Source organism: Aeromonas sobria (assembly GCF_000820145.1).
Taxonomy (GTDB): Bacteria; Pseudomonadota; Gammaproteobacteria; order Enterobacterales; family Aeromonadaceae; genus Aeromonas; species Aeromonas sobria.
Window position 1 is genome coordinate 33,761 of sequence record NZ_CDBW01000032.1, and the last position, 20,378, is coordinate 54,138.

Consider the following 20,378-nt stretch of genomic DNA (forward strand, 5'->3'; position numbering starts at 1 on the left):
TAGAGGAGACAATAATGAAAGTGGTTGAAGTCAAACACCCCCTGGTCAAACACAAGATCGGGCTAATGCGTGAAGGCGATATCAGCACCAAGCGTTTCCGTGAACTGGCCAAAGAAGTGGGCAGTTTGTTGACCTATGAAGCCACCTCTGACTTCGAAACCGAGAAGGTTACCATCGACGGCTGGAACGGGCCAGTGGAAGTTGACCAGATCAAGGGCAAGAAGGTAACCGTAGTGCCGATCCTGCGTGCCGGTTTGGGCATGATGGATGGCGTGCTGGAGCACATGCCGAGCGCCCGCGTCAGCGTGGTCGGTATCTATCGCGATGAAGAGACCCTGCAACCGGTTCCCTATTTCGAGAAGATCGTCAGCAACATCGAAGAGCGTCTGGCACTGGTTATCGATCCGATGCTGGCCACCGGTGGCTCCATGATCGCCACCATCGATCTGCTGAAGAAGAAAGGCTGCCAATCCATCAAGGTGCTGGTACTGGTTGCCGCACCGGAAGGGATCAAGGCGCTGGAAGCGGCTCACCCCGATGTAGAACTCTACTGTGCTTCTGTCGATCAGGGCCTGAACGAGAAAGGCTACATAGTGCCGGGTCTGGGCGATGCCGGCGACAAGATCTTCGGTACCAAATAAGTTGATGTTTTAACCTGCTTCCTCATCGGGAGTGGTGATCTGAGCCGGCGTTGTGCCGGCTCTGTTGTTTGTGGCTGCTTGTGCCCGCCTTGCCGCAAGACGTGCCTTGCCGCTACCATAAGCACACGCCCCCATTTCGAGACTCTGTTGATGTTCAAACGTGTTGTGACCGCCCTCTGTTGCGGCTTGTCATTCATGGCCTCGGCCGCTCAGGTCGCCGACCTTTATCAGGGCAAGGCACCGACCAGCGGCGACATGGCTACTGCTCAGTCTCAGGCGCTGGGGCAGGTATTGATCAAGGTGACCGGTAAACGGGATATCCTCACCCAGCCGGTGGTTGTCAAGGCGTTGGCTGCGCCGGGTGACTATGTAAAGAGCTATGGCTATCAGGATCTGGACGCGGTCAAGTATCTGAAAGCCGAGTTCAACAGTGACAAGGTCAACAGTCTGGTCTCCGAGAGCCAGTTTGCCCTGCTGGGTCCGGCGCGGCCCCAGATGGCGATTTGGTTGGTGATGGATCAGGGCGAACGTAGCCTGCTGGCGGATCAGTCGAGCGACGGCTGGGCGCAAGCCTTGCGTGAGCAGGCCCAGATGTTGGGGCTGCCCATCAGTATTCCGCTGATGGATCTTGACGACAACATGGCGGTCAGCACCACCGATGTGTGGGGCCGTTTTGCCGATCCGATTCTGCAGGCGAGCCAGCGCTATGGCGCCGAGATGGTGGTGCTGGGCAAGCTGACACCGGAAGGTGACAAGTGGAGCATCGACTGGGGACTCTACGGGGCCAAAGCAGCTGGCGAAGTGGCCGAGCTGACCCGTGGTAACAGCAGTGGCACTCAGGCCGAGGTGGCACAAGGGTTTGCCGACACGTTAGCGGCCTGGCTGGTGAAAAACTACGGTGCCCGTATCTCGGGTCCGGCAACCAGTCAGACCCTGGTGGTGGACGGGCTCTCAGAGGTGGACAGCATGATCGCCGTGCAGAAAATGCTGCAGGGAATGGCCAGCGTCAGCAAGGTGGCGATCGGCCAGCTGGAGGGGGATCAGGTGACCTTCAACTTCACCCTGCAAGGAGATCCGGCAGAGCTGGGGCGAGCGTTGCAACTCGAGAGCCGACTGCGCAAGGTTGACGATAATGGCAGCGGTTTGCGTTACCAATGGTCGCAGCCCTGATTTTATAAGGCTTTTCCATACCGCCCGGCTTGTCCGGGCGGTTCTCTATCTGCCTTTGCGATGATACACTTAGCCACAAATGTCACAGTCAAAGCCTAACGAGTGAAGCAACCGGCCCAACTGTCTTTAGCCGTACAACTACCGGATGATGAAACCTTCGTCAGTTTTTATCCCGGCAACAATGCTCATCTGATCACCGCCCTCAAGAACGCGGCCATCGGTCAGGGATCGCCTTTCCTCTATTTCTGGGGAGCCAAGGGATCCGGACGCTCTCATCTGCTCCACGCCACCTGTGCCGAGGTCAACGCCCGCGATGCGGCGGCGGCCTATCTCTCCCTCGATCAGTTTGAACAGCTTGATCCCAGCATGCTCGATGCCCTCGAAAGCCTGCCGCTGGTCTGTCTCGACAGCCTCGAAGCGATCGCCGGTAATGCGGTGTGGGAGCGAGCGCTGTTCGACTTCTACAATCGCTGGCAGGAGAAGGGCGAGGGGACGCTGGTGGTCACTGGCTGCAGTGCACCGCGCAAGCTGGGGTTACAGTTGCCGGATCTCGCCTCCCGTCTCGACTGGGGGGTAAGCTTTCATCTCGACGAACTGGATGATGAAGGCAAGCTCAGTGCCCTGCAACTGCGTGCCGAGCTGCGGGGCTTCAAACTGCCGATTGATGTGGGTCGTTTCCTGCTCAACCGACTTTCCCGCGACATGCGCACCCTGCTCACCACCCTCAATCAGCTCGACAACGCCTCATTTCGCGCCAAGCGCAAGCTGACCATCCCCTTTGTCAAAGAGATCCTCGAGCTCTGAGAACCGGTTCACGCTCTTACTGCGAGGCCGTGATCAAGGCTCATGTGCTGCTCGGAATCCTCATGTGTGTTTACACACTCCGGTTCCTGCGCTGCTCTTCACCTTGCTGACGACCGCTCGTCACAGACCGTGAACAGGTTCTAAGGCTTTGTTCCCTCTCCCCTCGGGAGAAAGGCCTTTCAAAAAGAAACCCCGGCTTCAGGCCGGGGTTTTGCTATTTCAAGGACTTTCTCAAAGAGTTCTGCCTATCAGTGGAACTGATCTTCTTCGGTGGAGCCGGTCAATGCGGTGACCGAGGATTGGCCACCCTGAATGACGGTGGTCACCTTGTCGAAGTACCCGGTACCGACCTCCTGCTGGTGCGCCACGAAGGTGTAGCCACGGCTGGCGGCAGCAAACTCCGGCTCCTGCACCATTTCGACGTAGTGCTTCATCCCTTCGCCACGGGCGTACTGATAAGCCAGCTCGTACATGTGGAACCACATGTTGTGGATACCCGCCAGGGTAATGAACTGGTACTTGTAACCCATGTCGGACAGTTCCTGCTGGAAGCGGGCGATGGTGGCATCGTCCAGATTCTTTTTCCAGTTGAAGCTGGGTGAACAGTTATAGGCCAGGATGGTGTCCGGGTACTGCGCCTTGATCGCTTCGGCAAACTTGCGCGCTTCGTCCAGATCCGGCTTGGCGGTTTCGCACCACACCATGTCGGCGTAGGGGGCGTAAGCCAGACCACGGGAGATAGCTTGCTCGATGCCTGCCTGCACCTTGTAGAAGCCTTCTGCGGTGCGCTCACCGGTCAGGAAGCCAGCATCATAAGGGTCGGCGTCGGTGGTCAGTAGATCCGCGGCGTTAGCATCGGTACGGGCGATCACCAGAGTGGTGGTGCCGCACACATCGGCTGCCAGACGGGCGGCGACCAGCTTTTGTACCGCTTCCTGGGTCGGCACCAGCACCTTGCCGCCCATATGGCCGCACTTCTTGACGGACGCGAGCTGATCTTCGAAGTGCACGCCAGCGGCACCGGCTTCAATCATCCCCTTCATCAGTTCAAAGGCGTTCAGCACGCCGCCGAAACCGGCTTCGGCATCCGCCACGATCGGCAGGAAGTAGTCGATAAAGCCAGCATCTTGCGGGCCGACCTTGTTGGCCCACTGGATCTGATCGGCACGGGCGAAGGAGTTGTTGATGCGATCAACTACAGACGGTACCGAGTTTGCCGGGTAGAGGGACTGATCCGGGTACATGGTGGAAGACAAGTTGTTGTCCGCCGCCACTTGCCAGCCTGAGAGGTAGATCGCCTCTATGCCCGCTTTGGCCTGCTGTACCGCCTGGCCGCCAGTCAGGGCGCCGAGACAGTTGACGTAGCCTTTCTTGGCGCTGCCGTGGATCAGCTCCCACAGTTTGTCGGCGCCACGTTGGGCCAGGGTATGTGCAGGCTGCAAGCTGCCACGCAGGTTTACCACGTCTTCGGCGCTGTAGCCGCGCTTGATCCCTTTCCAGCGGGGGTTTTCTGCCCAGTCTTTCTCGATAGCCTGGATCTGTTGTTCACGGGTCAGTGCCATATCAGTTCCCTCTTTCATTGATTTCACGTTTCCATTGACTTGTTATTGGCGAGCCCCGCCCGGGGCCCGTGATTCAGAGCCGCTCGTAACCGGGCAGCGTCAGAAAATCGATCAGGGTGTCGGCGCAAGTGATCTGCTCCATCAGCTCGCTTGCCTCGGCAAAGCGTCCTGCCTGCCAGCGCTCGGTCCCTACTTCGGCTTTGACCACCTCCTGCTCCTCGGCCAGCAATTGGCGGAATAGCTCCTTGGTCACCACCTTGCCGTTGGCGAGGCTCTTGCCATGGCGGATCCACTGCCAGATGGAGGTGCGGGAGATCTCGGCGGTGGCGGCATCTTCCATCAGACCGTAGATGGGCACGCAGCCGTTGCCGTTGATCCAGGCCTCCAGATATTGCAGAGCAACGCGGATATTGGTGCGCATCCCCGCCTCGGTGCGCTCACCCTCACAGGGGGCCAGCAGGTCGGCGGCTGTGATGGGGGCATCCTGCTCGCGCAATACACCGATCTGGTTCTTGGCGCCAGCAGCAATGGTGGCGTTGAACACTGCCATCGCGGTATCGGCGAGGCCGGGGTGGGCGACCCAGGTACCATCGTGGCCGTTGTTGGCTTCGCGCTCCTTGTCGGCTTTGACCTTGGCAAACACCTGCTCGTTGACGGCGGCATCCTTGGCCGGAATAAAGGCGGCCATGCCACCCATTGCCAGCGCCCCGCGCTTGTGACAGGTCTTGATCAGCAGCCGCGAGTAGGCGGAGAGGAACGGTTTGTCCATGGTCACCACCTGGCGATCAGGCAGTACCCGATCCGGATGGTTCTTCAAAGTCTTGATGTAGCTGAAGATGTAGTCCCAGCGGCCGCAGTTGAGGGCGACGATGTGATCCTTCATCTGGTAGAGCAGCTCATCCATCTCGAACACTGCCGGCAGGGTTTCAATCAGCACGGTGGCCTTGATGGTGCCACGGGGCAGACCGAACTTGTCCTCAGTCCAGGCAAACACCTCGCTCCACCAGCGCCCTTCCAGATTGCTCTGCAACTTGGGCACGTAGAAGTAGGGGCCCGAGCCTTTGGCCAGCAGCGCCTGATAGTTGTGCAGGAAATAGAGGGCAAAATCGAACAGGCCACCGGGGATCGGCTGGCCATCAAAGGTGACATGTTTTTCCGGCAGGTGCAGACCGCGCACCCTGCAGATAAGCACAGCCGGATTGGGGTTGAGGGTATAAGCCTTTCCTTCCGGACTGGTGTAGGAGACGGTGCCGTTGACCGCATCACGCAGGTTGATTTGACCCTCGATCACTTTATTCCAGGCGGGGGCCAGTGAATCCTCGAAGTCCGCCATGAACACCTTGACGTTGGCGTTGAGGGCGTTGATCACCATCTTGCGCTCGACCGGGCCGGTGATCTCCACTCGGCGGTCTTGCAGGTCGGCGGGAATGCCACGAATGGTCCAGTCACCTTCACGGATGTGGGCGGTTTCCGGCAGGAAGTCAGGCAGCTCGCCGCCATCGATACGGGCTTGACGTGCCACACGTTGTTTCAGCAATTCCCCTCTTTGGGGAGCAAAACGTTCCACCAGTTCGGAGACCAGAGCCACCGCGTCCGGCGTCAGAATTTGCGCGTATTCGGGCAGCATCTCGCCCTGGATGCGAAGGCGGGCGCTGCAGTGGGTCTGAGCCGGTGCCGACATAAGGTTCACTCCTTTGAGAATTACATTTTGAACTAACTAACTACGACTAAAGTCGAATCCCTGTTCTTGCAAACTTCCCGTAACAGCGGGATAACACGATTGATAAGGTGCGAAATATTGTTGATTACGTCAACAGTTTTTTTTAAACACCCGTTTTCTCGCTATGGTTAAGTTTATGTTTTTTATTGTTTTATTGGATTGGTATAAAAGCTCTACGCAGATGGTTATGCTCCTGCTTTTTCCCATCGGACAACGGCTAATTTGGGCCGTTACCCCGCCTCTCATTTTGTAACTTATTACGTAATAAAATTACAAATGCAAAAACAAATCCCGACCTTACTCCAGGCTTTGCCAAAACAGCCGTATAAAGCGTGTTTGAATATGCCATTTAGGGTTCTACCTTTACTGATACTGGCGAGTGAACGACTGTTTTAAACTTGCATAGGCGGGGTGGGCTCTGTTGGCTCCAGCTGTTGCAGCGATGGAAAGTGAAGCGCAATAACGTAGGTTTGTATCAGTTGTCGGGGGTAATGGCAGGGAGGTGAGGGGGATGAATGTCAGTCAATAATACTGCCATCCTTGATAGAATTAGCAGTTTGTCGTTTTTTGCTACGTCGTCGCCAAGTGGTGGAAAAAGAGACGTTAAACAGAGGGGGTGGTGGATGATTGCGTCGCCACCAGGCCGGGCTCAATAGTCATCATCCGGCTCAGCCAAGTCGATCACATCCAGCTGGATGACTCGTTCATCGTCGTTTTCGGTGTTGCAAGGGGTGTCGTGAGGAACGGAATAGAGCGGAATGGCGGGTGTGAAATCGGTGGTCTGGTTCATGCCTGGTCCTGTGTTGAACGCAAGCCGGACAGTGATCCCTTCACTGGTGTTTCCACCTCCCTGTTTTGTCTACCGGCGGAAAGGTGCGCATCTTAATGAGTTCGTCAAAAAGATTCAAGTGGTTCTGGCTGTTTTTTGTGCTTGGTGAGCAGGCATCGTCAGGAGGATAAATCGGAGGCAAAAAAATAGCCCAGTCGTTTGACTGGGCTATTCTCGGGGAAAATGGTCGGTGTGAGAGGATTCGAACCTCCGACCCTCTACACCCCATGCAGATGCGCTACCTGGCTGCGCTACACACCGACGGAGTCAGTTCGAGCTGACGGAAGGGAGTCTAATGATATGAATCTGTTGGTGCAACTCCTTTTTTATCAGTGAGATGCCAACTGCTCCTTTATTGTGCAGACAAGATGTGGCTTGGGCCTGAAGGGGAGATTTGGCATAATCGCCGACCCGTCGCAGTCCTGTCATAGTGGCGTCATGTACCGGTTCAGATAACGGCATGGCATGGGCGAGGGATCAGCGAATCGATATCTATAGAGAGGCATGGGCGTGAAACCAGCAGCGGTCACAGAGATACTCAGTCACACAGCACAGGATGAACAGTGGATGCGCCATGCCATGGTATTGGCCGCCCGTGCCGAAGGGATCGGCGAGATCCCGGTCGGCGCCGTGTTGGTGCTGGATGGACAGGTGGTGGGGGAGGGGTGGAACCGCTCCATCAGCGAGCACGATGCCTGTGCCCATGCCGAGGTGATGGCGATCCGGGCGGCGGGCAAGCAGCTGACGAACTACCGGCTGCTCGACACCGTACTCTATGTGACGCTGGAGCCCTGCTGCATGTGTGCCGGTGCGCTGATCCATAGTCGGGTCAAGCGGGTGGTCTATGGCGCCAGAGATCTCAAGACCGGAGCGGCGGGGTCAGTGTTCGAGATTTTGCAGGATCCGCGTCATAACCACAGGATCGAGCTGACTGGCGGGGTGCTGGCCGAGGCTTGCTCGGCCCAGCTTTCTGCGTTTTTCAAACGCCGCCGGGCCGAGAAGAAGGCAGCTAAGTTGGTGCTGCAACAATCAAACGATGTTCTTTCCTGAATGACTCAGCGGGCAGTGCTCACTGCCCGCTGATCGCTATTTTAAATATGTGTATATAAACAGTTAGTTAAGTTTGTCTTTCCTGAGATAAATCCCGCTTTTTGTACCCCGCAATAACCTCTTTCAAACAGGCGCTCATGTAACAAAACTGTCATGTTACTGCCATATAATCCCGCCAAGCCTAGCTTACATTGAGGTTTTGCATGTCATCGGAATCGTTAAATTTGGTTATGGCGGGCAGTAGAAAACGCCGGATCAAGGACAAATTAGCCAAATATGGCGTCACCACAGGCGGAGCCCTGGTACTGGTGGCCCTGTTGCTTATCTTCTTCTATCTGCTCTATGTGGTGAAACCCATCTTCAATGGCGCCACCATGGAGCCGACTGCGTCATTTACGCTGCCCGTTGCAGGCAAGACTGCCTGGCTCGGAATGGAGGAGCAGAACGAGATCGGCTATCGCTTCAGCGATAAAGGGCTGGTCAACTTCTTCGCCCTTCAGGGAGAGGGCAAGGTCAAGATCGGGCAGTCTCTGGGGAATGGCCAGGTCACGGGTGACATCACCACAGTGACCAGTCCGGCGCCGGGCCAGAAGCTTATCGCCTATGGCTTTGCCGATGGCAAGGCGCAGGTTGTCCAGCCGGCGTTCAAGGTCTCTTATCCCAACGATGTTCGGGTGATCGAGCCCAGCCTGCAATATCCTTTCGGCGAAGAGCCGGTGGTGATCGACCCGCAAGGCAAGCCGTTGCAGCAGCTGGTGTTCGAAGCCACCAAGGACAAGATGGCCACTGCCGCCGTGACCGAAGATGGTCGTGGCGTGATGACGGTGATGAGCGGTGAGGAGAACTTCCTCTCCGGCGAGGTGGAGTGGAGCTCCCAAAACTACAGTATTCCGGCTTTGCCGCGCCATGTGGATCAGCTGCTGCTGACCCCGAACCTTCGTATCTTGCTGGTGCGCGAAGGCAATCGCCTCTCTGTCTATGACATCCATAATCTCAGCGAAATATCGCTGCGTAATGTGATGGAGATTAACGCCCCCAATGCCAACGTGACCCGGGTTGAGCTGCTTTCTGGCGCCTCCTCCCTGCTAGTGGGCAACGACAATGGCATTATCTCCCAGTGGTTTGAAGTGGCGAAAGATGGCAAACGTCAGTTTACCCAAATCCGTGACTTTAAAGGCGATGGGGCTGTGGATCTGCTGACGCCAGAGCATTACCGCAAAGGCTTCGTCAGTGCCGACAAGGATGGCGCAATCAGCTTCTTCCATGCCACTGGCGAGACCAAGTTGCTGAGTGAAAAGGTTGCGGGCGGTGAGCTGTCTGCGTTGGCGATCTCTCCTCGTCACAACACGCTGCTGATGCAGCAGGGCAATACCTTCACCGTGTTTGCGGTCGAGAACGATCACCCCGAGGTCACCTGGTCTGCCCTGTGGCAAGAGGTGTGGTATGAGGGGTATCCGGAGCCGCAATATGTGTGGCAATCCACCTCTGCCAGCAACGACTTCGAAGCCAAGCTGAGCCTGGTGCCGCTGGTGTTCGGCACACTGAAAGCCTCGTTCTACGCCATGGTGTTTGCGGTGCCGCTCGGTGTTGCCGGTGCCATCTACACCGCTTACTTCATGTCGGCGGGGTTGCGCAAATACGTCAAGCCGACCGTCGAGATCATGGCGGCGCTGCCGACCGTTATTCTCGGCTTCCTGGCCGGGCTGTGGTTAGCACCCATCATCGAAGGGGCCTTGCCTGGCGTCATCTTGTTGCTGATATTGCTGCCGATGGGAATGCTGTTGACTGCGTTGCTTTGGCACTATCTGCCCGAGCGCGGCAAGTCATGGTTGCCGGAAGGGTGGCACGCTATCTTGCTGATCCCGGTGCTGCTGTTCATCGGTTGGGGTGCCTTTGCCTTGAGCCCGCTCATCGAGAATGTCTTTATGAACGGCGATTCGCGTATTTGGCTGACCCACGAAATGGGCATCAAGTTTGACCAGCGCAACTCACTGGTGGTCGGTATCGCCATGGGCTTTGCGGTCATCCCCACCATCTTCTCGATTGCTGAAGATGCGGTCTTCTCGGTGCCCAAGCACCTCACTCAGGGCTCGCTGGCCCTCGGTGCGACCCCGTGGCAGACCTTGAGCCGGGTGGTGATCCTCACCGCCAGTCCCGGTATCTTCTCGGCGGTGATGATGGGCCTTGGCCGCGCGGTGGGCGAGACCATGATCGTACTGATGGCGACCGGCAATACCCCCATCATGGACTTCTCCATGTTCCAGGGATTGCGTACGTTGGCTGCCAACATCGCGGTGGAGATGCCTGAATCGGAAGTGGGCAGTTCTCACTATCGGGTGCTGTTCCTCGCGGCCTTCGTCCTGTTTGTGTTCACCTTTTTCTTCAACACCCTGGCCGAGTTTGTCCGTCAGCGGTTGCGTGAAAAATACAGCTCGATGTAAGGGGCGACTCTGTAATGGACAAGGAATCGACAATGGGTAAGTGGTTTAAATCAGGGGCCCCCTGGATCTGGATGACCGGCGGCGCCGTCAGCCTGAGTCTGGTGGCGGTGCTGGGTCTGCTACTGCTAATCGGCTGGCGTGGGCTGGTCTACTTCTGGCCTCACCCCATCTATGAATGGCAACTTGAAGATGCCAGTGGCAATAAAAGTGTATTGATCGGCGAGATCAACGATCGCGAGCTGGTGCCTGTGGAGCGACTGCGCGCCGCAGGTCTGCCGCTGGAAGGGGAAGAGCGTGAGGTGTTGACCCGCTATCTGGTCAAAACCGGCAACCGCGAGTTCGTCGACCTCGATTTTCGCTGGGTGCTGGAGACCGACATCAAGTCCCAAAGCCAGCCCGCTGAGCTGACCATGGTGGAGCGTTCTACCAATGGTAACTTTTATGGTTACATCGCCTCGGTGAAAGAGGATGGGCGCGAGTTTACCGAGGATCTCCATCCTGCATTGTTGCGGATGCTGGCCCGTGCCAATTCGCTTTCCGAGCAGGCCAACGACCTGCAAAAAGGGGACATTGGCAGTATCAACTATCAGTTGGAGCGGCTGCGGTTGAAAGAGCGCAAGGCCGAGCTGGATGACAAGCTGACCGAGCAGCTCAAAGCCGAACTGGCCAGCGAGCGAAAGACGCTGAACGACCGTTATCAGGTGCTCGAGAAGGAGCTCTTCTCTCTGCGCAGCCAAGCCGACCGCGACTCGATTACCGTCAAGGATATGCGCGGCGAGCTGGTGACCATGCCGATGTCCAAGGTGCTGGATGTGGTCTGGCCCAACGATATGAACCTGATAGCCAAAGTGGGTTACTGGTTCCACCAGATCGGCAAATTCGTCTCTGACGATCCCCGTGAGGCCAATACCGAGGGGGGCGTGTTCCCGGCCATCTTCGGCACCGTGTTCATGGTGATCCTGATGGCGATCATTGTCACGCCGCTGGGAGTGGTGGCTGCGGTCTACCTGCACGAGTACGCAGGCAAGAACAGTTTGACCAAGATTATCCGCATCGCGGTGATCAACCTGGCGGGGGTGCCCTCCATCGTTTATGGCGTGTTTGGTCTGGGTTTCTTTGTCTATACGCTAGGCGGTTCACTGGATCAGCTGTTCTACCCGGAGGCGCTGCCGAGCCCGACCTTTGGTTCACCCGGTGTTATCTGGTCGGCACTGACCCTGGCGATCCTGACCCTGCCGGTGGTGATTGTCTCCACGGAAGAGGGACTGTCCCGTATTCCCAGTACCATTCGTCAGGGGTCACTGGCGCTAGGTGCCACCCAGGCCGAGACCCTGTGGCGTATCGTGTTGCCGATGGCGAGCCCGGCCATCATGACCGGCCTTATTCTGGCGATTGCCCGTGCTGCGGGGGAAGTGGCCCCCTTGATGCTGGTCGGTGTGGTGAAACTGGCGCCGACCCTGCCGATGGATGGCAACTTCCCGTACCTGCATGTGGAGCGCAAGTTCATGCACCTTGGCTTCCACATCTATGATGTCGGATTCCAGAGCCCCAACGTCGAAGCCGCGCGGCCGCTGGTGTATGCCACGTCCTTCCTGCTGGTGACGGTGATCGTTGGTCTGAACTTGACGGCTATCGGTATTCGTAACCATCTGCGTGAAAAATTCCGGTCGCTGGAGCATTAATCCAGCCACCCCAGATTGATATAGCGGTAATCGATTGGCGGCAAATGTGCCTGCCGCCATCGTTACCAAGTAGGTATTCAGGTCGTTGGCATCGAGCTGTGCCAGCCACCCCAGACTGATTTGAGGTAACAGATGATCAACGTAACGACCACCGCCACCCAGCACACCGCACTGGACTTGCTGAACCTGAGCCCGCAGCAGACCGCGCTGGAGGTGAAGGATCTCAACCTGTACTACGGCAACAAGCAGGCGCTGTTCAACGTCAACATGAAGATCCCCAAAGGCCAGGTAACCGCCTTTATCGGGCCATCCGGTTGTGGCAAATCGACCCTGCTGCGCTGTATCAACCGGATGAATGATCTGGTGGATATCTGCCGCATCGAAGGGGAAATTCAACTGCATGGTCACAACATCTATGACAAGAGCGTGGATGTCTCCGCCCTGCGTCGTCAGGTGGGCATGGTGTTCCAGCGTCCCAACCCGTTTCCCAAGTCCATCTATGAGAACGTGGTCTATGGCTTGCGCCTGCAAGGGATCAACGATCGCCGTACGCTGGATGAAGCCGCCGAGCGTTCGTTGCGCGGCGCAGCCTTGTGGGAGGAGGTAAAGGATCGTCTGCACGACAACGCGTTTGGTCTTTCTGGTGGTCAGCAGCAGCGTCTGGTGATTGCCCGCGCCATCGCCATCGAGCCGGAAGTTTTGTTACTTGATGAGCCGACCTCGGCACTTGACCCGATTTCCACCCTCACCATCGAGGAGCTGATCAACGAGTTGAAAAGCCAGTTCACCGTGGTGATCGTGACCCACAACATGCAGCAGGCGGCACGGGTGTCGGATCAGACCGCCTTTATGTATATGGGCGAGCTTATCGAGTACTCGAATACCAACACCATTTTTACTACCCCGGCCAAGAAAAAGACTGAAGATTACATCACTGGTCGTTACGGCTAAGCCGCTGGTGGCGCAATGAGTGGGATCAGTAACATGAGCATCAATAAACAGATTACCAGCCAGTTCAACGGCTAAGGCATAATCGGAGCATCAAGGATTATTTGTATGGACAATATGAACCTCAATAAACACATCTCCGGTCAGTTCAATGCCGAGCTCGAAAATGTGCGCAATCAGGTGTTGGTGATGGGAGGACTGGTAGAGCAACAACTCACCGATGCCATCGCCGCCATCCACGATCAGGATCTCGATGCAGCGCGCAAAATCGTAGCCAAAGACCATGCCGTCAATGCGATGGAAGTGGCGATCGACGAGGAGTGCACCCGCATCATCGCCAAGCGTCAACCTACCGCCTCCGACCTGCGGCTGGTGATGGCGATCATCAAAACCATCACAGATCTGGAGCGGATCGGCGATGTGGCTGACAAAATTGCCCGCATGCTGACCGATAACGCCAACAAGCCTCAGCCACCCTTGGTCTCTTTGGAGAACATGGGCCGTCGCACCATCAAGATGCTGCACGATGTGCTCGATGCTTTCGCTCGCATGGATCTGGATGCGGCGCTGGCGGTCTACAAGGAAGATGACAAGGTTGATCGGGAGTACGAATCGATCATTCGTGAACTGATGACCTATATGATGGAAGATCCCCGCACCATCCCTCAGGTTCTCAACGTCTTGTGGGCGGCACGTGCCATCGAGCGGGTCGGCGATCGTTGCCAGCACATCTGCGAATACATCGTTTACTACGTGAAAGGCAAGGATGTGCGTCATACCAAGGGAGATGACTTGGGTGCCCTGTTGGGTAAGGACTAAGCTGAAGTGAATAAAAAGGCGCGCCAAGCGCCTTTTTTTGTTGCACCTGTCCGCAGAGTAAGATAAAGCACCCAATACGCTGTTTTCTGGTAGAATAGCGCCCCTGTGTGGGTCCCGGATGGGCTCACGGTCTGGTCTCCCAGGCCCAGTTTACCGTCTTGTGCTAAGACGGGTGTAGCAATAGGTTCATCATGAGTTTTGCCGATAGTGTGTTTTTTTTAATGCTGCTGGTTGGCGGTAGTGTGTTTTTCTCCCTCTCCGAGATCTCTCTCGCCGCCTCTCGCAAGATCAAGTTGCAGGTGATGGCGGACGAAGGTAATCGCCAGGCCGAAAAGGTGCTGGCGCTGCAAGCCCAGCCGGGCAACTTTTTTACCGTGGTACAGATTGGCCTCAATACTGTCGCCATTTTGGGCGGTATTCTGGGTGAGTCAGCCCTGAACCCCGCTATCAAGCTGTTTGTCGCTCGCTTCTATCAAGGCCCCTGGCTCTCCGAGATAAGCTCGATCGTCTCTTTCGTCGTCGTTACCAGCCTGTTTATCCTGATCGCCGACCTGATGCCCAAACGCCTTGCCATGAGTATGCCGGAGCGGGTTGCCGTGGTGGTAGTGCGCCCCATGCTGCTGTGCGTGACCCTGCTGATGCCGCTGGTGTGGTTCTTCAACGGCATGGCGAACGGACTGTTCCGCCTGCTGCGGGTCTCCATGATCCGCAACGACGAGATCACCTCCGACGATATCTATGCGGTGATGGATGCCGGTGCCGAGGCTGGGGTTATCCAGCGCGAGGAGCACCAGCTGATCGAGAACGTGTTCGAGCTGCAGTCCCTTGGCGTCACCTCTGCCATGACGGCCCGCGAGAGTCTGATCTACTTCACTCTGCAAGAGGGCGAAGAGAGCATCAAGGCGAAGATCGCCGAGCACCCCCACAACAAGTTTCTGGTCTGTGACCACAACCTCGACAGCATCAAGGGCTTTGTCGACGCCAAAGAGCTGCTGATCCGCGTTATCGGTGGCCAGAGCATCGATCTCATCGGTGGCAACCTGGTGCAGAACGTCATCATCATCCCCGATACCCTGAACCTCTATGAGGCGATGGAGTATTTCAAGAATCATCGTGGCGACTTTGCCGTGGTGATGAACGAGTACGCGTTGGTGGTGGGGATTGTCACCATGAACGACCTGATGAGTACCGTGATGGGCGAGTGGGCGACCCACGTGGTGGAAGAGCAGATTGTGCAGCGCGACGAAAACTCCTGGCTGGTGGACGGGGTGACCCCGATCTCGGATGTGATGAGATCATTCGACATAGAGGCATTCCCGGAAAGCCAGAACTACGAAACCATCGCCGGTTTTATTATGTTTATGCTGCGCAAGATCCCCAAGCGTACCGACTCGGTCACCTACGCCGGTTACAAGTTTGAAGTAGTGGATATCGACAGCTACAAGATTGATCAGCTGCTGGTTACCCGGGTTGAGCCGGTGGTGGCCGAGAAGCCAGCTCAGGAATCGTAAAGGAGCGACATAAGAGTCATGAAGATGCAGTCTCATTCCCGAGTGTTTGCCTGTGCCGCGCTCGCCCTGGCACTGGGTGCCTGTAGCCAGAGTGCACCGCGCAAAGCCACAGTGGCAGCCAAGCCGGTTGCCCCCCAGCCTGCTGTGGTGGTGCCGCAGCCGGATCCCGATGCGGTGGTGCAAAGCGGCATGGCAGAGCCGAGCCCGGTGTTCGATGAAGAGTATCACGGCCCGGATCAGGGCTCGCTGGAGTCAGTGACCGCCCTGTTTGCCCGCGGTTACATCGAGTCCGCCATGCGCGAGACCATGCTGGCGGCGGTGCACAACGACTATCCGCTGCTCGGCATGCGGGATGTGCGGTTGACCGATCCTGTCTCCAAATTCCTCACCTCCGAGCATGCAGCAATGACGGCCCATGACTACCTCTATGCTGGTGTGCAGCGCAGGCTGGGTCGTCCGCTCAGCCCTGCCCAGTGGGAGCAGATCTGGCGCGGCTTGCCGCAGCAGGGTCGGGTTTCCGACTGGGTTAAACAGATCAAGCGAGTGCTGGCAGGGCGTTAAGCCGCCAGCGGATCAAGATAGTGATGAGGCCACCTTCGGGTGGCCTTTTGCATTTCTGCGTTTGCCCCGCCGTTTGCATGCTGATTTCTGCTGATACTGATTGCCGCCAATGGTGCTTTGTTTTATCTTATTTTGGCCATCTAAACATCCATATGTTTTTATGGCTGAATTATAAAGGTGCTTCACCAGGATGAAGCCGGACGATCTGCAGCGATTCAGCGCGAAACCGCAGATCAACAAAACAAACAGATAAACACGCAAATAAACAACGCACATAACAAAGAGACACGACAGATGGAAACCAGGGAATTGTGGGTGCTGGATGGGGGCATGGGGCGCGAATTGGCACGGCGGGGGGCTCCGTTTCGTCAGCCAGAGTGGTCGGCGCTGGCCTTGATGGAGGCGCCAGAGACGGTGCGCGAAGTGCATCAGGCCTATGTGGCGAGTGGAGCCCGGGTCATCACCACCAACAGCTATGCGCTGGTGCCATTTCATATCGGCGATGAACGTTTCTTTGCCGAAGGGGAGGGGCTGGCAGCCCTGGCTGGCCAACTGGCCCGTGAGGTGGCTGACGCGCAGAAGGGCACCGTGCAGGTGGCGGGTTCCCTGCCGCCGCTGTTTGGCTCTTACCGCGCCGACCTGTTCGAGGTGGGCAGGGTGAGTGAGCTGGCCACGCCGCTTATCCGGGCGCTCTCGCCCCATGTGGATATCTGGCTGGCTGAGACCATGAGCCTCATTGCCGAGCCACTGGCCCTGAAAGCGCTGCTGCCGGAAGATGGCAAGCCGTTCTGGGTCTCTTTCACGCTGGAAGATGAGGCTCCAGGCTGCGAGCCAGCGCTGCGTTCCGGCGAGCGGGTGGCCGATGCGGTTACCGCGCTGGTGGCGGTCGGGGTTGATGCCATCCTGTTCAACTGCTGTCAGCCCGAGGTGATCGAAGGGGCCCTCGAGGTTGCCCGCGCCCGATTGCAGGCAGTGGGTCGCGCTGACATTCGCCTCGGAGCCTATGCCAACGCCTTCCCGCCACAACCCAAAGAGGCCACCGCCAACGATGGGCTGGACGAGATCCGCGCCGATCTGGGGCCGCTGGATTACCTTGGCTGGGCCGAGCGCTGGCGCGCGGCTGGGGCGAATTTGATCGGCGGTTGCTGCGGCATCGGCCCCGAGCATATTCAGGCGCTGAGCAGCCGGTTGCGTTAAGGAGCACCCATGAAAGAGAGCAAGATTGGGCTCTGGTCCCTCACCGCGCTGGTATTCAGCTCCATGGTGGGGGCGGGGATTTTCAGCCTACCCCAGAACATGGCCGAGGTAGCGGGTGCGCGTGCCGTGCTGATCGGCTGGGGTGTCACGGGGGTGGGCATAGTGGCGCTCGCCATGAGTTTTCTCTATCTGTCACGGCTCAGGCCGGATCTTGACGGCGGCATCTACAGCTACGCCCGCGCCGGTTTTGGCGATCTGGTGGGTTTCTTCTCCGCCTGGGGCTACTGGCTGTGCGCCACCATCGGTGTGGTGGGCTATCTGGTGATCGCCTTTGCGGCGCTGGGCAGCTTTGTCGATACCCCCGAACAGATCTGGTTTGGTGATGGCAATACGTTGGCGGCTTTTGTCGGCGAGTCCTGCATCCTCTGGGCGGTGCACCTGCTGGTGGCCCGAGGCGTGCAGCAGGCGGCGCTGTTCAATCTGGTGGCGACTCTGGCCAAGAGCCTGCCGCTACTGCTGTTTATCCTGTTCGCCTGCTTCTGGTTCGACCCGGTCACCTTCGCGGCGGATCAACAGGGCAGCACCCTGGCGGTACCGGTCTCCGAGCAGGTGCGCAATACCATGCTGATCACTCTCTGGGTCTTCACCGGTATCGAGGGGGCGGCGGTGCTGTCGGCCCGCGCCAGAAACCGGCGGGATGTGGGCACGGCCACCGTGCTTGGGGTGGTATTGGCACTGCTGCTCTATGTGCTTATCTCGGTGTTGGCGCTGGGGATATTGAGTCGTCCTGAGCTGGCGGCCTTGCCCAACCCCTCCATGGCGGGGCTGATGGCCCAGATGACCGGCTCCTGGGGTAAGCTGCTGATAAGCTCCGGCCTGATCGTCTCGGTGCTCGCCTCCTACGTCAGCTGGACCCTGTTCTCGGCCGAGGTGCCGTTCAGCGCGGCCCGACATGGCGCATTTCCTGCTATCTTCCGGCGTCAGAACCACAACGGGACGCCTATCGCATCGCTCTGGCTCACCAGTCTGACGGTGCAGACATGCCTGCTGCTGGTGTGGCTGCTCGGCAAGGGCTACACCAGTTTGCTGCTTATCTCCACCTCGATGATCCTGGTGCCCTACCTGCTGATCGGTTTGTTTCTGCTCAAACTCTCTTTCAGCAGGAAGGGGGAGTGTGGGCAGGGCCGGAGCCTGATGCGGGCGGTGGCGCTGGTGTCGAGCGGTTACGGCTTCTGGCTGCTCTATGCAGCCGGGGTGGAGTATCTGCTGCTCTCCTTGCTGCTCTACGGGCCGGGCCTGCTGCTGTTTCTCTACAGCCGTCGTCAGCTGGGGGCAGATCTGCGCCTGAGCGGCCGCGAGCGATGGCTGGCCGGAGTGACCTTGCTGAGCCTGATCCCCGCCGTCTGGTCGTTCGCCCATCTCTGACATCGAAGATGTGACTGACCATAAAAGAGAGCGCCACAGTGGCGCTCTCTTTGTTATCAGGACTGGTTATCAGGGGCTTGTTATCCGGGAGATGCTATTCGGGGCGAAGGCCTAGCGGCTGGCAGGCCCGGCCGGTTTGCCAAACAGCACGGCGAGTTTTTGTCGCCACGGCAGGCCACGGGCGTCGCGCAGCATGTCACGCCACTCGTGGAAGGTGAGGGTGAGGGGGTTGAAGCTGTGGATCGGTTTGGTGATGCCAAAGCGGCACGGTTCGGCCGGATCTTCCTCGACAAAGGTGCCAAACAGCCGATCCCAGATGATCAGCACCCCGGCGAAGTTGCGGTCTATGTACTTGGCGTTGCTGGCGTGGTGCACCCTATGGTGGGAGGGGGTGTTGAAGATCCACTCAAGCCGGCCAAGCTTGCCCACCACCTGGGTGTGGACGAAGAACTGAAAGCCCAGGCTGAGTAGCACGGTGGCGACCACCGCTTCTGGCGGGAAGCCGATGACAATCATCGGGATCCAGAACAGCCACATGCCGGAGACCGGATACATCAGGCTCTGGCGAAAGGCGGTGGAGAGATTGAGCCGCTCCGAGCTGTGATGCACCACGTGGGAGGCCCACAACCAGCGCACATGGTGGCTAGTGAAGTGGAACAGCCAGTAGCAGAGATCCTGCAGCAGGAACAGCAGTAGCACGCTCCAGAAGGTGAGCTCGATATCGAACAGCCGCCAGCCCCAGAGGGTGTCATACAGATAAACGATGGCGATGGCCGCCAGCGCATCGCCCCCCTGATGCATCAGGGCCAGCGTGGCGTTGGCGAACAGATCCCGCCACTGATAAGTGGCGGTGGGAAAGGTGGCGCCATGTTTGCGCAGGTAGAGCATCTCCCAGCCGATAAAGGCCAGAAAAATCGGGGAGAGGTAGAGCAGGAGCAGTTGCACATCCATAAGCGGCCATCCATTCAGAGCAATTGCTCTCCAGCATAAAGGATGGTTTTAATATTTCATTAACATTTTATCGGCGCGGGTGCTGGTACATGTCGGGGCGCCGGCTGGCGGGGTCGCTGTGACTGAAAGTTGCAACGGGTGCTCAGGAAATGACATGGGCTGGCTATGCTTGATGCAGGCTGTGTTGCAGGAGTATCGGGCTTATGCGCTTATGGATTTGTTTATTGCTGGTATTTTGTACCGGCATTCACGCCAAGACCCGGGTCGAGATCCTGGCGGATTCTGCCTATCCCCCCTACTCCTGGCAGGAAGGGGATGATGTGAAAGGCATTTATGCCGACATCATCCGCGAGGTGACCGCCCCCATGAGTGATTATGAGGTGGTGCTCAAACCCATGCCGTGGCGGCGGGGCCTGAGCATGGTGGAACAGGGGGCCGCCTTTGCCATTTTTCCACCCTACTACCTGCCCGATGCCCGCCCCTATATCTGGCCCTACTCCCAGCCGATGCTGGATGAAGAGCTGGTGGTGATGTGCGGTGCCAGTGTGGCTGCCAATACCCCGCAGGCCAGGTTTCCGCTCGACTATCACGGTTTGCGCTTTGGCATGAATGCCGGATTTGCCATTGGTGGCGATGCCTTCTGGCAGGCGGTGAAGGAGAAGCAGATCGATGTGGAGGAGGTGAAAAGCAATCGGGAGAATCTGCTCAAGATTGTCCGTGGCCGAGTCGATTGCACCGTCAATGACCGCCTCTCCCTGCTCTATGAACTGCTTAACATGATCAAGGGGGATCAACTGGCGGTGGCCGATATGTCACTGCTCAAACAGGGGCCGGTGCTCAGCAAGGAGCAGGGGTTTCTCGGCTATAGCCGCAAGGGGGAGTACCCCTACAAACAGGCCTTTATCGAACAGTTTGACAAGGAGCTCTATCAGCTCAAGAAACGTGACGGGGTGAAAGTGATCGTGGAGCGCTACTTGGGAAAGTCCCCGCGCTGAGCCAATGAGATGGGGACTCGGGTTCAGCTGGGTTGAGTCTGCTCCAGCGTGAAGGGCAACAAGAAGAGGGAC

At 57.7% G+C, this 20,378-nt stretch carries 17 protein-coding genes and 1 tRNA gene; 13 read left to right on the top strand and 5 right to left on the bottom strand.

The annotated features are described in order from the left end of the window. Positions 1–14: 14 nt before the first annotated feature. The 3 genes from upp (at position 15) to hda (ending at position 2,615) form a co-directional block, all read left to right on the top strand. Positions 15–641 carry a uracil phosphoribosyltransferase gene (gene upp / locus BN1135_RS13955; RefSeq protein WP_005320172.1) on the top strand — a complete coding sequence of 209 codons (627 nt, stop codon included), beginning with the start codon at positions 15–17 and terminating at the stop codon, positions 639–641. Positions 642–791: 150 nt separating this feature from the next. Continuing rightward, a complete protein-coding gene (locus BN1135_RS13960) occupies positions 792–1,811 on the top strand; it encodes a DUF2066 domain-containing protein (protein WP_042022086.1) in 1,020 nt (339 codons plus the stop codon). Between the two features lie 102 nt (positions 1,812–1,913). After that, complete coding sequence (gene hda, locus BN1135_RS13965) at positions 1,914–2,615, top strand: DnaA inactivator Hda (protein WP_042022088.1); 702 nt, start codon at positions 1,914–1,916, stop codon at positions 2,613–2,615. Between the two features lie 248 nt (positions 2,616–2,863). Here the strand turns inward: hda and aceA are convergent, their stop codons facing one another. The 4 genes from aceA to BN1135_RS13980 form a co-directional block, all read right to left on the bottom strand. Further along, positions 2,864–4,177: an isocitrate lyase gene (gene aceA / locus BN1135_RS13970; RefSeq protein WP_042022090.1), complete on the bottom strand. Its 1,314-nt coding sequence runs from the start codon at positions 4,175–4,177 to the stop codon at positions 2,864–2,866. A gap of 73 nt (positions 4,178–4,250) precedes the next feature. Further along, the gene (aceB, locus tag BN1135_RS13975; protein ID WP_042022092.1) at positions 4,251–5,858 is read right to left on the bottom strand and encodes a malate synthase A; all 1,608 of its coding nucleotides are present in this window, start codon (positions 5,856–5,858) and stop codon (positions 4,251–4,253) included. 688 nt (positions 5,859–6,546) lie between these two features. Continuing rightward, a complete protein-coding gene (locus tag BN1135_RS22190; RefSeq protein ID WP_162850117.1) occupies positions 6,547–6,687 on the bottom strand; it encodes a hypothetical protein in 141 nt (46 codons plus the stop codon). A 223-nt stretch (positions 6,688–6,910) separates the two neighbouring features. Next, positions 6,911–6,987, bottom strand: a tRNA-Pro gene (locus BN1135_RS13980). A 243-nt stretch (positions 6,988–7,230) separates the two neighbouring features. Here BN1135_RS13980 and tadA point away from each other — a divergent pair. The 9 genes from tadA to BN1135_RS14025 all read left to right on the top strand — a co-directional run bounded on the left by tadA (position 7,231) and on the right by BN1135_RS14025 (position 18,360). Then, positions 7,231–7,776 carry a tRNA adenosine(34) deaminase TadA gene (gene tadA, locus BN1135_RS13985; protein ID WP_042022095.1) on the top strand — a complete coding sequence of 182 codons (546 nt, stop codon included), beginning with the start codon at positions 7,231–7,233 and terminating at the stop codon, positions 7,774–7,776. A 203-nt stretch (positions 7,777–7,979) separates the two neighbouring features. Beyond that, positions 7,980–10,217 (top strand): ABC transporter permease subunit, encoded by a 2,238-nt coding sequence (locus BN1135_RS13990; protein WP_042022097.1) that lies wholly within the window; start codon positions 7,980–7,982, stop codon positions 10,215–10,217. Positions 10,218–10,249: 32 nt separating this feature from the next. Continuing rightward, a complete protein-coding gene (gene pstA, locus BN1135_RS13995) occupies positions 10,250–11,899 on the top strand; it encodes a phosphate ABC transporter permease PstA (protein WP_042022099.1) in 1,650 nt (549 codons plus the stop codon). 132 nt (positions 11,900–12,031) lie between these two features. Beyond that, the gene (pstB, locus tag BN1135_RS14000; protein ID WP_042022101.1) at positions 12,032–12,850 is read left to right on the top strand and encodes a phosphate ABC transporter ATP-binding protein PstB; all 819 of its coding nucleotides are present in this window, start codon (positions 12,032–12,034) and stop codon (positions 12,848–12,850) included. Positions 12,851–12,955: 105 nt separating this feature from the next. Then, a complete protein-coding gene (gene phoU / locus BN1135_RS14005; RefSeq protein WP_042022103.1) occupies positions 12,956–13,666 on the top strand; it encodes a phosphate signaling complex protein PhoU in 711 nt (236 codons plus the stop codon). 191 nt (positions 13,667–13,857) lie between these two features. Continuing rightward, positions 13,858–15,177 (top strand): polyamine export protein PaeA, encoded by a 1,320-nt coding sequence (locus BN1135_RS14010; protein ID WP_042022106.1) that lies wholly within the window; start codon positions 13,858–13,860, stop codon positions 15,175–15,177. Between the two features lie 18 nt (positions 15,178–15,195). Beyond that, the gene (locus BN1135_RS14015) at positions 15,196–15,738 is read left to right on the top strand and encodes a hypothetical protein (protein ID WP_042022110.1); all 543 of its coding nucleotides are present in this window, start codon (positions 15,196–15,198) and stop codon (positions 15,736–15,738) included. Between the two features lie 294 nt (positions 15,739–16,032). Next, the gene (locus BN1135_RS14020; protein ID WP_042022112.1) at positions 16,033–16,935 is read left to right on the top strand and encodes a homocysteine S-methyltransferase family protein; all 903 of its coding nucleotides are present in this window, start codon (positions 16,033–16,035) and stop codon (positions 16,933–16,935) included. A gap of 9 nt (positions 16,936–16,944) precedes the next feature. Further along, positions 16,945–18,360, top strand: coding sequence for a basic amino acid/polyamine antiporter (locus tag BN1135_RS14025; RefSeq protein WP_042022114.1), 1,416 nt, complete (start codon positions 16,945–16,947; stop codon positions 18,358–18,360). Between the two features lie 111 nt (positions 18,361–18,471). On the opposite strand, the gene BN1135_RS14030 is transcribed toward BN1135_RS14025, so the two are convergent. Next, positions 18,472–19,311: a sterol desaturase family protein gene (locus BN1135_RS14030; protein ID WP_042022116.1), complete on the bottom strand. Its 840-nt coding sequence runs from the start codon at positions 19,309–19,311 to the stop codon at positions 18,472–18,474. Positions 19,312–19,514: 203 nt separating this feature from the next. Here BN1135_RS14030 and BN1135_RS14035 point away from each other — a divergent pair, with 203 nt between their 5' ends. Beyond that, entirely contained in the window at positions 19,515–20,306 is a 792-nt protein-coding gene (locus BN1135_RS14035; RefSeq protein WP_042022118.1) for a substrate-binding periplasmic protein, read from the top strand. Positions 20,307–20,378: the final 72 nt, after the last annotated feature.

Excerpts from the sequence above, each read along its gene's own strand:
- upp (WP_005320172.1), top strand. The coding sequence starts at position 15 with ATGAAAGTGGTTGAAGTCAAACACCCCCTGGTCAAACACAAGATCGGG.
- BN1135_RS13960 (WP_042022086.1), top strand. The coding sequence starts at position 792 with ATGTTCAAACGTGTTGTGACCGCCCTCTGTTGCGGCTTGTCATTCATG.
- aceA (WP_042022090.1), bottom strand. The coding sequence starts at position 4,177 with ATGGCACTGACCCGTGAACAACAGATCCAGGCTATCGAGAAAGACTGG.
- aceB (WP_042022092.1), bottom strand. The coding sequence starts at position 5,858 with ATGTCGGCACCGGCTCAGACCCACTGCAGCGCCCGCCTTCGCATCCAG.
- BN1135_RS22190 (WP_162850117.1), bottom strand. The coding sequence starts at position 6,687 with ATGAACCAGACCACCGATTTCACACCCGCCATTCCGCTCTATTCCGTT.
- tadA (WP_042022095.1), top strand. The coding sequence starts at position 7,231 with ATGGGCGTGAAACCAGCAGCGGTCACAGAGATACTCAGTCACACAGCA.
- BN1135_RS13990 (WP_042022097.1), top strand. The coding sequence starts at position 7,980 with ATGTCATCGGAATCGTTAAATTTGGTTATGGCGGGCAGTAGAAAACGC.
- pstA (WP_042022099.1), top strand. The coding sequence starts at position 10,250 with ATGGGTAAGTGGTTTAAATCAGGGGCCCCCTGGATCTGGATGACCGGC.
- pstB (WP_042022101.1), top strand. The coding sequence starts at position 12,032 with ATGATCAACGTAACGACCACCGCCACCCAGCACACCGCACTGGACTTG.
- phoU (WP_042022103.1), top strand. The coding sequence starts at position 12,956 with ATGGACAATATGAACCTCAATAAACACATCTCCGGTCAGTTCAATGCC.
- BN1135_RS14010 (WP_042022106.1), top strand. The coding sequence starts at position 13,858 with ATGAGTTTTGCCGATAGTGTGTTTTTTTTAATGCTGCTGGTTGGCGGT.
- BN1135_RS14015 (WP_042022110.1), top strand. The coding sequence starts at position 15,196 with ATGAAGATGCAGTCTCATTCCCGAGTGTTTGCCTGTGCCGCGCTCGCC.
- BN1135_RS14020 (WP_042022112.1), top strand. The coding sequence starts at position 16,033 with ATGGAAACCAGGGAATTGTGGGTGCTGGATGGGGGCATGGGGCGCGAA.
- BN1135_RS14025 (WP_042022114.1), top strand. The coding sequence starts at position 16,945 with ATGAAAGAGAGCAAGATTGGGCTCTGGTCCCTCACCGCGCTGGTATTC.
- BN1135_RS14030 (WP_042022116.1), bottom strand. The coding sequence starts at position 19,311 with ATGGATGTGCAACTGCTCCTGCTCTACCTCTCCCCGATTTTTCTGGCC.
- BN1135_RS14035 (WP_042022118.1), top strand. The coding sequence starts at position 19,515 with ATGCGCTTATGGATTTGTTTATTGCTGGTATTTTGTACCGGCATTCAC.